Below are 11466 nucleotides of genomic sequence, written 5' to 3'. Positions count from 1 at the left end.
CGGCCCGCTGACCGGCGGAGCCTTGGCACTCGGAAGTTCTTGTCCGTCAACCCCGACGACGGTGGATGTTGACGGTCCTCTCGACGGGACACATCACCTGGACTCCCCCCACTTGTGGTGTGTGCGACGGCCCGGCTGGGTCACCCGGTCGTGCCGTCGGGCAGGATCCGGCGGAAACCGGCGTACGAGACGAGTGCCTCGGGCAGCTCGACCGAACCGTCCGGCCGGGCGCCCTGCTCCAGAAGCGCGGCCACCGTGCGGCCGATGGGCAGCGCCGAGCCGTTGAGGGTCGCCGCGTGCTCCTTGCGGCCGTCAGCGGTGCGGTGGCGGATGCCGGCGCGGCGGGCCTGGAAGGTGCCGCAGTCGGAGACCGAGGAGATCTCGCGGTAGGAGCCGCTGCCCGGCAGCCACACCTCGATGTCGTACGTCGTCCGGGCCGAGAAGCCGAGATCCCCCGCGGGCAACCGCACCACACGGTAGGAGAGTTCCAGGCGCCGCAGGCACTCCTCGGCGTGCCCCAGCATGAGCTCCAGCTGCGCGTGCGCGTCCTCGGGCGCGCAGACGCGGACCAGCTCCACCTTCTCGAACTGGTGAAGGCGCAGGATGCCCCGGGTGTCCCTGCCGTACGCCCCCGCCTCGGCGCGGAAGCACGGGGTGCGCGCGGTGAACGCGTACGGCATCTCGCGGGCGTCCAGGGTCTGCTGGGCGAGCAGGTTGGTCAGCGGGACCTCGGCGGTGGGGATCAGGAACAGCTCGCGGTCGCCGACCTGGGTGGCGAACAGGTCCTCCTGGAACTTGGGGAGCTGGCCGGTGCCGGTCATGGTGTCGCGGTTGACGAGGAACGGCACGGAGTGCTCGGTGTAGCCGTGCTCGCCGGTGTGCAGGTCGAGGAAGAAGTCGGCGAGCGCGCGCTCCAGGCGGGCCCCGGGGCCGCGGCTCACGGTGAAGCGGGCGCCGGAGAGGCGGGCCGCGGCCTTGCCGTCGAAGATGCCGAGCCGTTCGCCGATGTCGGCGTGGTGGCGGGCGTCGGACGCCTCGCACGGGGGCGGGCCGCCGCGGCGCACCTCCACGGCCTCCTTCTCGGAGTCGCCGTCCGGCACCGTGTCGAGGGGGATGTTGGGGATGGCGAGGACGAGGTCGGCGAGCCTCTTGCCCGCTTCCTTGGCGGTGGCCTCGGCCCGCTGGACCTCCGTGCGCAGCGTCCGGGCCGCCTCCTTGTCCTGCTCGGAGGGCGGTCCGGTCCTGCGGTCGCGGGCCGCGCGGTTCATCTCGGTGCGCAGCCGGGTCACCTCGGCTTGGGCGTCGGCGCGGCCGCGGTGGGCCTCGTCGAGTGCGGCCACGTCGAGGTCGTAGCGGCGGCGGGCGAGGCGCCGTACCGCGTCGGGCCCGGACGCGATCAGTTCACGCGGATCGTGCATGGCTTCTCCTGGGGTCGGGGCTGCGGTGGAGGGAGTAAAGGGGGACGAAGGGGGCTGGGAAGCGCCGAGCCGCCCCCCTGGCGGGGGGCGGCTGCGGCTCCCTGCCGGGGCAGGGGTCGGGGGAGGGATGGGAGCGGGTCCGCTCCGGTGTTCACGCGGGGGCGAGGGCCAGGACGGTGTTCTGTCCGCCGAACCCGCAGGAATTGCTGAGCGCCAGATCGATGGGCATGGAGGTCGCCGAGTACGCGAGCTTGATGTCGACGTCCCGGTCCGGCATGACCAGGTTGGCGACGGGCGGCACCAGTTCGTGCTCGATGCTCAGCAGCGTGAACGCCGCCTCCACCGCGCCCGCCGCGCCCAGGAGATGCCCGGTCACGCCCTTGGTCGAGGTGACCAGCGGATCCCCCTGGAGGGTCCGTTTGATCATCCTCGCCTCGGCGACGTCGTTGAGCGGCGTCGAGGTGCCGTGGGCGTTCACGTGCTGGACGTCGTCCGGGTCCGCCCCGGCGTCGGCGAGGGCCGCACGGACCGCCGCCTCCACTCCGGCGCCGTCCGGATGCGGCGACGTCATGTGATGGGCGTCCGCGGTGGCGCCGTAGCCGATGATCCGGCCGTGCTGATGCGCCCCGCGGGCCCGGGCGTCCTCGACGCGTTCCATGACGAGGATCCCGGCGCCCTCACCCGCGACGAAGCCGTCCCGCTCGGCGTCGAAGGGACGCGAGGCGACCGTCGGGTCGTCCTCGCGCCGGGAGAGAGCACCCATCTGCGCGAACCCGGCCATCACCAGCGGAGTGATCATGGCCTCGCTGCCGCCCGCGAGGACGACGTCGCAGCGGCCGAGGGCGAGCAGGTCCCGGGCCGTGCCGATGGCCGTCGCCCCGGAGGCGCAGGCCGTGGCCACCACCAGGTTGGGACCCGTCGCCCCGAACTCGATGGCCGTCTGACCGGCCAGCATGTTCGGCAGCTGCATGGGCAGCAGCAGCGGCGAGACCCGGTCGGCGCCCTTCTCCCGCAGCACGTGGTGCTGTTCCTCTACCGTGCCGGGACCGCCGTCCGCGCAGCCCAGCACCACCCCGACCCGGGCACCGTCCCAGGTCAGCGGGTCGAGCCTGGCGTCCGCGATGGCTTCGCGGGCCGCGACCAGGGCGAACTGGACGAACCGGTCCAGACGGAGGGCCCGGCGGGCCGTCAGCAGCGCTTCGGGGTCGAAGCCGGGCACACGGCAGGAGATCCGCACCGGGTTGTCCGCCAGTACGGGATCGAACGCCGCGCCCGACCGGCCCTCGCAGACCGCCGCCCAGCTCGGCCCGACCCCGATACCGCCCGGAGTGACGAGGCCGAGCCCGGTGACAGCGATGTCGATGCCGGCCATCAGACCTTCGCGCTCCTCGTCTCCATGAGCGCCACCATGTCGGCCACCGTCTCGGCCTCCAGGAGGTCGTCGTCGCTGACGTCTATGTCCAGTTCGGACTTGAGCAGCAGCGACAGCTCCACCACGGCGAGCGAGTCCAGCTCGATGTCGTCCTTGGTGGCCTCCGGAGTGATGGCCTCGGGGGACACCTTCAGCTTGTTGGACAGGATTTCCTTGAGCTGCTCCAGCATGACGATCCCTTTCGGAAGGCGTACGCGCCGTTCGGCGTACGGGTCTTGAGGAGGTACCGCCCGGCGCCGGTGGGCGTCAGACGGACTGCACTTCGGGCCAGACGAGCGTCGCGGCCCCCCAGGAGAGCCCGCCGCCGAACGCGGTGAGCAGCACTCGGTGCCCGGCTGTGAGCCGGCCGTCGGCGGCGGACTGGGACAGGAGCAGCGGAAGCGAGGCGGCCCCGGTGTTGCCGACCTGCTCGATGTTGCTGAGCTGCCGCTCGGCGGGGATGCCGAGCCGTTCCGCGACGGAGTCGAGGATGCGGGCGTTCGCCTGGTGGGCCGCGAACCGGTCCACGTCCTCCAGCCGCCAGCCGGACAGCTCCGCCGCCTCCCGCGAGGTGGCGGTCATCCGCTCCACCGCGTGCCGGTAGGTGTCGCGGCCGAGCATCCGGAAGTACTGGTCGCCGTGCTCGGGCGCGGTGCCCGACGAACGCTGCCGGGAGCCGCCGGCCGGCACCTCGATGAGGTGGCTCAGCTCGCCGTCGCTGCCGAGCACCAGCGGGCCCACCGCGCCCGGCTCGTCGGCCCCGCCGGCCCGCAGGACCACGGCCCCCGCGCCGTCCGCGAAGATCACCGCGGTGGTGCGGTCCTCGGGGTTGACGATGGTGGTGAACGCGTCGGCCGCCACAAGCAGCACCCGCTCGGCGATCCCCGAGGCGATCAGCCCCGACGCGGTGGCGAGCCCGTAGAGGAACCCGGAGCAGACGGCGGCCACGTCGAACGCCGCCACCTGCCCGAGCCCGAGCCGGGCGGCGACCGTCGGCGCGGTCGCCGGGCACGGCTGGTCCGGAGTGGTGGTGGCCAGGACGACGGCGTCCACCTGCTCGGTGTCCGCCGACTTCAGCGCGCGCAGACCGGCCTCCACCGCCAGGTCGGAGGTGGCGGTGCCGGGCGAGACCACGTAGCGCTCGGCGATTCCGGTGCGGGAGCGTATCCACGCGTCGGAGGTGTCGAGGCGCCGCGAGAGCTCGTCGTTGGTCACCAGGTTCGGCGGCACGTGACCACCGATGCCGCAGATCACCGCCGACCGGCCGAGCGGCCGGGCCGCGCCGCTCATGCGCCCGGCTCCGCGCTGCTGAGGACCTCGACGGGCAGCCCCATGTACGCCATGCGGGACTCGGCCATCTCATCGGTCCACTGCTCGGCCATGTCGTAGCGCTGTTCCGGGGTGGTGTCGAGCATCCGTACGCCGGGCCAGATCTCGTAGTCGCCGATTCGGTCGGCGTGGTCGGCCATGCCCTTCTGGAACAGCTCCTCGCGGTGGATGACGAACTCCCGGTCGGGGATCTCGTCCCAGAGCTTCACCCCGGCCCGCAGGATCTCCATGAGGCGCGGGCGGTACTCGGGGTGGGCGACGACGTGGTCGCGCAGGATGGTGCTGGCCACCGTCAGATGGCGGATCTCGTCGATGGCGGTGCCGCGCGAGATCTCCCCGGTCGCCGGGGACAGCGGGGTCCACTTGCGCTCGCTCAGCTCGGCGGCCGGGGCGAGCACGCCCTCGATGACGATGGCGAACACGGCGACGCCGCCGGCGAAGTCGGCCTGGTCGCGGACGATGTCGAGGGTGAAGTCGACCACCGGGTCCAGGACCCGCTGACGGTAGTCCGCGGCCATCTCGTCGATGTCCCTGAGGAGGGTGTCCGCGGGGTGCCCCAGCTCCACCAGGTGGTTGCGGAAGACGCGGGCGTGCCGTGCCTCGTCGATGAGCTGGGTGGCGTAGAACTCCATCTCGGGCACGCCCGGGGCGAGCGCCACATAGTGGCCGAGCAGCCGTGTGGCGATCTCCTCGGACAGGCCGCGGAAGCCGAACTCCAGGACCAGCGCGTCGCGCAGCGGCCCCGGCGCCTTCAGGAAGTCGGGGACCGTCGCGTCCGCGTGGTGCCCGGTCTCGCCGCGGTCGCGCAGGGTGCCCTGGGCGACGGAGGTGAACCAGTAGGCGAGGTCGCAGTCGTCGGGTCCGAGGGTGAGTTCCTTCGCGCCGTCGAGCAGGCCGGGTGCCTTGTCCCAGTCGGCCTCGGGGGCCACAGAACCGGTCATGATGCCGATGTCTCCTTCGTGGTGCGGGCGGGTTGCAGGGCGCCTGCGACGAGGTCGCCCGCGTAGCTGAACAGCGGCGGCCGGCTGTCGGCGGTGGCGCGTACGACGTAGCCGAGCAGCACCTCGCCGTCGCCCGCCCGGTGCGAGGAGTGGACCCGGCACGAGTAGTGGGCGAGCGCGCCGGTCAGGCGGGGCGCGCCGGCGTACGAGTCGGCCGTCCAGGACGTGCCGGCGAACTGGGCGCTGCCGTCGGGCCGGGAGCTGTCCGCGAACCACCGCGCCAGTTCGCCCTGTCCGCCGTCCAGTACGTTGACGACGAAGCGCCCCTCGGCCGCGGCGAGCCGTGCGAACGACGAGCCGGGGCGCAGCGCGACCCCGATGAGCAGCGGCTCGCGCGAGACCAGCGTGACCGTGCTCGCCGTGGTGCCGTGCAGCTGCCCGGCGTGGCCGACGGTCAGCACCGACACGGGCGACGCCAGGTGGTACAGCGCCCGGCGGCGCTCCGCGGGGTCCTGGCGCACCGGGCGGCGCAGCGTGGTGAGGGTGCTCATCGCAGGGCCTCCTCACGTGAACGGGCCGCCGGGACGGGCAGTTTCACGATGTGGCCGACCGGCTCCGGATCCTGGGCGTGACCGACCGGCTTGGGGTGGGCGAGCCCGAGGTCGTCCAGGAGCCGCAGATAGCCGCTCTGGCGCACCGGCTCGAAGGGCAGCGCGAAGGACTTCATGAAGTTGCCGAAGAGGCCGCGGTCGCCGAAGAGATGGAAGGGCAGTACGAGCAGCGCCCACTCGGGACCGATCAGCCAGCACCAGGCCGCGGCCACCGCGGCCTGCGTGATGAGGCTGTGCATCACGTTGTAGAGGACGTAGTACACCTTGGAGATCGGCTTCCCGCCGCTGCGCCGGAAGGCGATCGCGCCGGGGATGTAGCCGATCAGGTCGATGTAGAGGAAGAGCGCGACCGCCGGGATCCAGCGGATCTCGCCGATGTGGGCGATGAGCAGCCCGGTGGAGACCGCGAAGCCCACCAGGTACTCGGCGCGGTGCAGGGAGAACGTCTTCGGCGTCTCGAAGGGATTGGCCTGGTCCATGGTCAGCTCCTGGCAGAGGTCTCAGGCGCCGACGGCGGCGGGCTGCGACAGTTCGATGCCGCCCGCGATCCGCGTGCTCGGGAAGAGACCGGTCAGCGCCCAGGCGACGGTCTCCTTGATGACCCGCTCGGCGATCGGGTCGAGGATGCCCTCCAGGCTCGGGATGCCGAAGTCGAAGTCGCCGTCGAAGCGCACCGCGACGTCGTCGCCGTCCTGCGTCAGGGACCACACGCCGACGAAGGAGTCGAAGTCGCCGTCGGACTGCTCGAAGCGGATCGTGCCCTGCTCCGGCAGGAAGACGTCGTCCTCGGTCCAGCGCAGCAGACCGCTGCGGAAGTGCAGTTCCCAGCTGGAGCTGCACTTCTCGGCGGGCAGCGTGGCGTGCACCGTGGTGGAGTTCACGTGAGGGGCCAGGTCCGGGTACTTCTCCCAGCGCATCACGGAGTCGAAGACCGTGGAGACCTGCTCCGCGGGGACCACTGCTTCCAGTTCTACGTGCCGCACGATCAGTTACCGCCTTCCGGCATGGTGGCCGCGCCGCGCACGAGGTCGCGGGTGGCCAGGTCGAAGGAGTTGAGGAGGAACTCCACGTCGGTGTCGCTGAGGACGGCGGGCGGCGTGAACCGCACCACCGAGCTGCCGTTCATGGAGTGGTTGGCGACCACCCCGTGGTTGAAGAGCTCGATCAGCAGCTCGCCGGCGAGGCCCGCCTCGACGAGCTCCACGCCGATGAGCAGGCCCTGGCCGCGCACGTCGACGACGAGTTCCGGGATGTTGCGGTACGCGATCTCGGCGATCCGCGGCAGCAGCGCGGCGCCCAGGTCGGTGGCCCGGGTGACCAGGCGCTCCTCCTTCATGGCCCGCACGGCGCCGCGCACCGCGGCCATCAGGAGGGGCTGCCCGGAGAAGGTGGAGGTGTGGACGTAGGGGTCCTTGTCGAAGGGCCGGAACGCCTTGCGGGTGGCGATCGCCGCGGAGACCGGCAGCACACCGCCGCCGAGCGCCTTGCCGGCGAGCAGCACGTCGGGCTGTACGCCCTCGATGTCGGCGCCCCACCACTCGCCGAGGCGGCCGAAGCCGGACTGCACCTCGTCGAGGATCAGGAACCCGTCGTGCTCGCGGACCAGTTCCTCGACCCGCTTCAGATAGCCCTTGGGCGGGATGATGACGCCGCCCTCGCCCTGGACGGGCTCCAGGATGACGCAGACCTCGCCGGGGTGGGCGGCCAGCTCGGCCTCCAGGGCGTCGGTGTCACCGAACGGCAGGTGCTGGAAGTCGGGGATCAGCGGCCGGAACGGCTTCTGGTAGACCTCCTTCGCGGTGGCGGACAGGGCGCCGAGCGTCTTGCCGTGGTAGCCGCCCCGCATGGAGATCGTCCGCTTGAAGCCGCCCGCGCGGGCCAGCTTCAGGCCGGTCTCCACGGCCTCGGCGCCGGACAGCGAGAAGTGCACGCGGTCCAGGCCCTGGGGCATGACGGAGACCAGGGCCTCGGCGGCGCGGGCCACCGTCGGTTCGAGGAGGATGCGGGTGGCGGTGGGGTGCGTACGGAGCTGGCGCTCCACCTCCTCCATCACGATGGGGTGGCGGGCGCCCATGATGAACACGCCGTAGCCGCCGGTGTTGAGGAAGCGCTCGCCGTCGCTGGTGGTGAGCCAGGCGCCTTCGGATGACACCTCCATGTGGCTGCCGAAGAGTTCGGCGAGGGTGGCCCTGCCCTTGCTCAGGTGGGCGCGGTACAGGCCGAGGACCTCCGCCTCGGTGTCGGCCGCGGAGGCCGCGGAGACCTGGGAGGCCGCGGGCGCGGGGGTTTCCTGCGTTATGGTCACGGATCTCTCACTCCAAAGGAACGGGTGCGGGCGGGGCTGCGGTCAGGCGAGGACCAGCGGTCCGCCGTCGAAGTAGCGCAGGAGCGGCTCGGCGGCGGCGCCCCGGCCGGGCGGGTGGAAGGCGAGCGCCGTGGAGGCGGCCGCCGCGAGGGCGTGGTCGGAGCCGCGGATGAAGTCCAGGCCGCCGAGCAGCTCCAGGGAGCGCGAGGTGATGCGGGGCAGCGCGTTCTGCACGGCGTAGCGGGCGACGAGCACCCGGGCCACCGACGCCTCGTCGCCCGGCTCGGGGCCGATCGCGCGGGCCACGCCTTCGAGCAGCGCCACGGCGGCCTCCAGTTCGACCGCGAGGGCGGCCCGCTCCTGGATGCCGCCGCGCTCCCGCTCCTGGACCTGTTCGACCAGGGCGGCCGCGCTTCCCAGGTAGCCGGCGGTGATGAGCATCTCGAACCAGACGAATCCGGCCGTCTGCAGGTCGTCCAGGCGGCGCGGATCGTCGGCCCCGGCGCGTACGACCATGTCCTTCGGTACGAAGACGTCCTCCAGGCGCACCTCGTCGCTCTCGGCGCCGGCCAGCAGTTCGTTGCCCCAGAAGGGGTGGACGGTCAGGCCGGGCGCGTCGGAGGGCACCAGGGCGAGCGCCAGTTCGGGGTCGCCCTCCAGGCCGTGGATGGCGATGCTCGCGGTGAGCAGGCTCATCGAACGGGAGAGGCTGCACGGCTTCTTGGCGCCGGACAGCAGATAGCCGCCCTCGACCGGGCGGGCGGTCACCGCGGGGGTGAGGATGTTCTGCTCGGTGCGGCCCTCGGCCCAGCCGGAGGCCATCACCTGCTGGTCCGGGACGGCCCGGTGCAGCAGGGCGTTCTGCGCGTCGGTGAGCCGGCCCTTCGCCAGGGCCAGCGAGTAGAGCATGGCGACGGTGAAGTGGTGCATGGACACGGCCGCGACGAGGGAGGGCGACAGGGAGCCGAGGGCCAGCTGGGTGTGGAGGGCGTCCAGCGGCCCCGCGCCGTGCCCGCCGAACCTCTCGGGTATCAGCAGGCCGACCCCGCCGTGGATGCGGAAGAGGTCGATGATCGGGCTGCCGGGCTTCTCCCGTTCGGTGTAGGGGATCTGCTCCAGCTCCTTGAGCAGACCGGGGTGGTAGCGCTCGCAGACGGCCCGAGCGGCATCGAGGGAACGCACGTCAGAACCTCCGAAGGAGAGGGGGCGGAATGGGTCAGTCGTCGAAGGCGCCGAAGACCGCCTGGTAGGGGCTGACGTCGCGCGCGATGCTGACGCCCTGCACATGGGAGGTCTTGAGCATCGGGTAGTTGGCCTCGCCGAAGGCGCCGCCGGTGCGGCCGGTGCCGCCGTGGCTCGGCAGGTACGGCAGGAAGCCGATGTGGGAGTCGTTGACCTTCAGCAGGCCGCCGTTGACGACGCGGCGCACGAAGGTGTCGATGACGTGGTCGGAGCGCGACCACAGGGAGTTGCGCAGCCCGTACTCGTTGGAGTTGACGAACCTGAGGAAGTCCTCCAGGAGCGCGTCGTCGTTGTCGGCCTCCGGCACGATGACGGGGATCAGCGGGAAGAACGTCTCCTCGCGTACGACGTCGTAGGTGCGGGCCCGGTCCAGGCCGTCGACGCGTACGACGGTGGGCTGGAGGAAGACGCCGGTCTCCGAAGGGGTGCCGTCGAGTTCGGTGCGGTTGCCGCCGGTGACCAGTTCGGCGCCGTTGTCCAGGGCCTGGCGCAGCAGCCGGAAGAAGCGCTCGCTGCGGCGCACCGGGGAGAGCAGGACGTCCTCCTCCTCGGGGAAGCCCGGCTTGATGGCCTTGACCTGCTCCTTGACCTCGGCGATGAGGGCGTCCGCGACCGCCGGGTGGGCCAGTACGTAGTTGGGCACCATGCAGATCTGGCCGGAGCCGAAGAACGACTCGGTGATGGCCTCGGCCGCCCACTTCACGTCGGCGTCCTTCCACACCACGATGCCGTCGTTGCCGGCCAGTTCGAGGATGGGCTTCTTGCCGTTGGCCACGCAGGCCTGCTCGAAGCGCAGACCCTCCTGGCTGCCGCCGATGTAGAAGATGTCGTTGATCAGCGGGTCGGTGACCCAGCGGTCCATGGTCTGCTTCGGGTTGCTGCACACCGCGTTCAGGACACCCGGCGGGGCGTCGAACTCCTCCAGGAGCGGCGCGACGATGTCCCGCAGCAGCCACATGGTGGACAGCGCGATGCTGCGCGGCGCCCGGACCACGACGGCGTTGCCGGCCATCAGGGCGAGCACGGAGAGCGCGGCGCTGGGCAGCGGGGCGTTCTGCGGCGGGTTGAAGGCGACCACGCCGTCCGGCTGGCGCTGGAGGATCAGCTTGCGGCCGCCGTACTCCTTCTCGACGCGCATCTGCTTCGTGTACCAGCGCAGGCTGCCGGGGGCGTAGATCTGGAGCAGGCAGCTCAGCTCCCAGCGGGCCAGCTTCACCGGGTGCGATTCGGCGACCAGCATTTCCAGGAACTCGTCCTGGTGCTTGATGAGTTCCTCGCGGAAGCGGGTGCCGAGCCGCATCCGCCGCTCCTGCGGGACGGCCGCCCAGTCCGGCGCCGCGGCGGCGGCGGCCTGCGTGGCCAGGTCGATGGCGGAGTCGTCGGCGATCGCGCACCGTCCCACCACATAGGGGTGGTTGGCCGCGTCGGATTCGGGGTCCTGCTCCAGTGTGCGCTTGAGGCTCACACTGGTGAAGACGTCTTCCAGCAGGGAACGCCCGCTGACGGTGTAGACCCACCCGTCACCCGCGACGTCCTTGCCCGCGATATAGAGGTCGTAGCTCTTGAGTCCGGAGCGTGCCGGAGCACTTTCCTCCTGTATGGCGCCGCGCAGCATTATCAGCCTTTCGGGGTGGGGGTTCTCCGAGTGGATTCCGATCTGGCGATCTGGTGAGCTCTTGTTTCGAAGCATCTCGATCGTGGCAGTCCGATCTGACCCGGCGCTGACGCCGTACTGATCGCCGGTTCCGAACTGATTGAGCCAACCCCCGAAGCGATGCGCGAAAGGGGGACTGAGTGGCGGGCCCAGGTGGTACGCGCGCGACGTCAGTGGGGCGTCAGCCGCCGTTGCTTACATGGCTCCATGTCTCCCGTACACATGACACTTCAGCAATTCCGGGAACTGCCCCGGCCAGAACTCGCCGAAGAAATGGAGCAGCTCCTCGTGGCCAAGTTCCGGGCGAGTCTGCTCATGGACGAGACCGAGGACCTGCCGCTCGACATCAGCTACTTCGACCTCGGTCTCACCTCGCTGAAGCTCACCGAGATGAGGCAGACCCTGGAGGGGATCCTCGACCTCTCCATCAACGCGAACGTGCTCTTCAACGAGCCCACGGTCGGCCGGCTCCTCGACTATCTCGTCGACGCGGTCAGTGATTCCTCGCACGCGACAGCCGGCGCGATACCCGGCACCAACTGATCCACCAGGTCC

At 71.2% G+C, this 11466-nt stretch carries 12 protein-coding genes; 1 reads left to right on the top strand and 11 read right to left on the bottom strand.

What is annotated here, in order from left to right; all coding sequences use genetic code 11:
* Positions 1 to 140 precede the first annotated feature (140 nt).
* From serS to ACWDZ7_RS06655, 11 genes are all read right to left on the bottom strand, one after another.
* Entirely contained in the window at positions 141 to 1418 is a 1278-nt protein-coding gene (serS, locus tag ACWDZ7_RS06705; protein WP_451795353.1) for a serine--tRNA ligase, read from the bottom strand.
* 151 nt (positions 1419 to 1569) lie between these two features.
* Positions 1570 to 2790 (bottom strand): beta-ketoacyl-[acyl-carrier-protein] synthase family protein, encoded by a 1221-nt coding sequence (locus tag ACWDZ7_RS06700; protein ID WP_451795351.1) that lies wholly within the window; start codon positions 2788 to 2790, stop codon positions 1570 to 1572.
* Positions 2790 to 3020 (bottom strand): acyl carrier protein, encoded by a 231-nt coding sequence (locus tag ACWDZ7_RS06695; RefSeq protein ID WP_451795349.1) that lies wholly within the window; start codon positions 3018 to 3020, stop codon positions 2790 to 2792. Before ACWDZ7_RS06695 ends, ACWDZ7_RS06700 begins: the two co-directional genes overlap by 1 nt.
* A 76-nt stretch (positions 3021 to 3096) precedes the next feature.
* On the bottom strand, positions 3097 to 4119 hold the full coding sequence (locus tag ACWDZ7_RS06690) for a beta-ketoacyl-ACP synthase III (protein ID WP_451795347.1): 1023 nt from the start codon (positions 4117 to 4119) through the stop codon (positions 3097 to 3099).
* A complete protein-coding gene (locus ACWDZ7_RS06685; RefSeq protein ID WP_451795345.1) occupies positions 4116 to 5099 on the bottom strand; it encodes a VlmB-like protein in 984 nt (327 codons plus the stop codon). Before ACWDZ7_RS06685 ends, ACWDZ7_RS06690 begins: the two co-directional genes overlap by 4 nt.
* Positions 5096 to 5650 carry a flavin reductase family protein gene (locus ACWDZ7_RS06680; protein ID WP_451795343.1) on the bottom strand — a complete coding sequence of 185 codons (555 nt, stop codon included), beginning with the start codon at positions 5648 to 5650 and terminating at the stop codon, positions 5096 to 5098. Before ACWDZ7_RS06680 ends, ACWDZ7_RS06685 begins: the two co-directional genes overlap by 4 nt.
* Positions 5647 to 6189: a hypothetical protein gene (locus tag ACWDZ7_RS06675; protein WP_451795341.1), complete on the bottom strand. Its 543-nt coding sequence runs from the start codon at positions 6187 to 6189 to the stop codon at positions 5647 to 5649. The genes ACWDZ7_RS06680 and ACWDZ7_RS06675 overlap by 4 nt, the downstream gene beginning before the upstream one ends.
* 21 nt (positions 6190 to 6210) lie before the next feature.
* A complete protein-coding gene (locus tag ACWDZ7_RS06670) occupies positions 6211 to 6693 on the bottom strand; it encodes a type II toxin-antitoxin system RatA family toxin (protein ID WP_451795340.1) in 483 nt (160 codons plus the stop codon).
* Positions 6694 to 6695: 2 nt separating this feature from the next.
* The gene (locus ACWDZ7_RS06665) at positions 6696 to 8009 is read right to left on the bottom strand and encodes an aspartate aminotransferase family protein (RefSeq protein WP_451795393.1); all 1314 of its coding nucleotides are present in this window, start codon (positions 8007 to 8009) and stop codon (positions 6696 to 6698) included.
* Positions 8010 to 8057: 48 nt separating this feature from the next.
* Positions 8058 to 9197: an acyl-CoA dehydrogenase gene (locus ACWDZ7_RS06660; RefSeq protein ID WP_451795338.1), complete on the bottom strand. Its 1140-nt coding sequence runs from the start codon at positions 9195 to 9197 to the stop codon at positions 8058 to 8060.
* Between the two features lie 34 nt (positions 9198 to 9231).
* The gene (locus tag ACWDZ7_RS06655) at positions 9232 to 10872 is read right to left on the bottom strand and encodes an aldehyde dehydrogenase family protein (RefSeq protein WP_451519600.1); all 1641 of its coding nucleotides are present in this window, start codon (positions 10870 to 10872) and stop codon (positions 9232 to 9234) included.
* Between the two features lie 261 nt (positions 10873 to 11133).
* Here ACWDZ7_RS06655 and ACWDZ7_RS06650 point away from each other — a divergent pair, with 261 nt between their 5' ends.
* Positions 11134 to 11454: an acyl carrier protein gene (locus tag ACWDZ7_RS06650; RefSeq protein ID WP_451795336.1), complete on the top strand. Its 321-nt coding sequence runs from the start codon at positions 11134 to 11136 to the stop codon at positions 11452 to 11454.
* The last annotated feature ends 12 nt before the right edge of the window (positions 11455 to 11466 follow it).

The sequence above is a fragment of the Streptomyces sp. NPDC003032 genome, from assembly GCF_053591415.1.
This window is presented reverse-complemented; position numbering and strand designations above follow the sequence as displayed.

Bases quoted from the DNA above. Each gene is read 5' to 3' on its own strand.
- ACWDZ7_RS06655 (WP_451519600.1), bottom strand. From the start codon at position 10,872: ATGCTGCGCGGCGCCATACAGGAGGAAAGTGCTCCGGCACGCTCCGGA.
- ACWDZ7_RS06685 (WP_451795345.1), bottom strand. From the start codon at position 5,099: ATGACCGGTTCTGTGGCCCCCGAGGCCGACTGGGACAAGGCACCCGGC.
- ACWDZ7_RS06650 (WP_451795336.1), top strand. From the start codon at position 11,134: ATGACACTTCAGCAATTCCGGGAACTGCCCCGGCCAGAACTCGCCGAA.
- ACWDZ7_RS06690 (WP_451795347.1), bottom strand. From the start codon at position 4,119: ATGAGCGGCGCGGCCCGGCCGCTCGGCCGGTCGGCGGTGATCTGCGGC.
- ACWDZ7_RS06700 (WP_451795351.1), bottom strand. From the start codon at position 2,790: ATGGCCGGCATCGACATCGCTGTCACCGGGCTCGGCCTCGTCACTCCG.
- ACWDZ7_RS06675 (WP_451795341.1), bottom strand. From the start codon at position 6,189: ATGGACCAGGCCAATCCCTTCGAGACGCCGAAGACGTTCTCCCTGCAC.
- ACWDZ7_RS06695 (WP_451795349.1), bottom strand. From the start codon at position 3,020: ATGCTGGAGCAGCTCAAGGAAATCCTGTCCAACAAGCTGAAGGTGTCC.
- ACWDZ7_RS06680 (WP_451795343.1), bottom strand. From the start codon at position 5,650: ATGAGCACCCTCACCACGCTGCGCCGCCCGGTGCGCCAGGACCCCGCG.
- serS (WP_451795353.1), bottom strand. From the start codon at position 1,418: ATGCACGATCCGCGTGAACTGATCGCGTCCGGGCCCGACGCGGTACGG.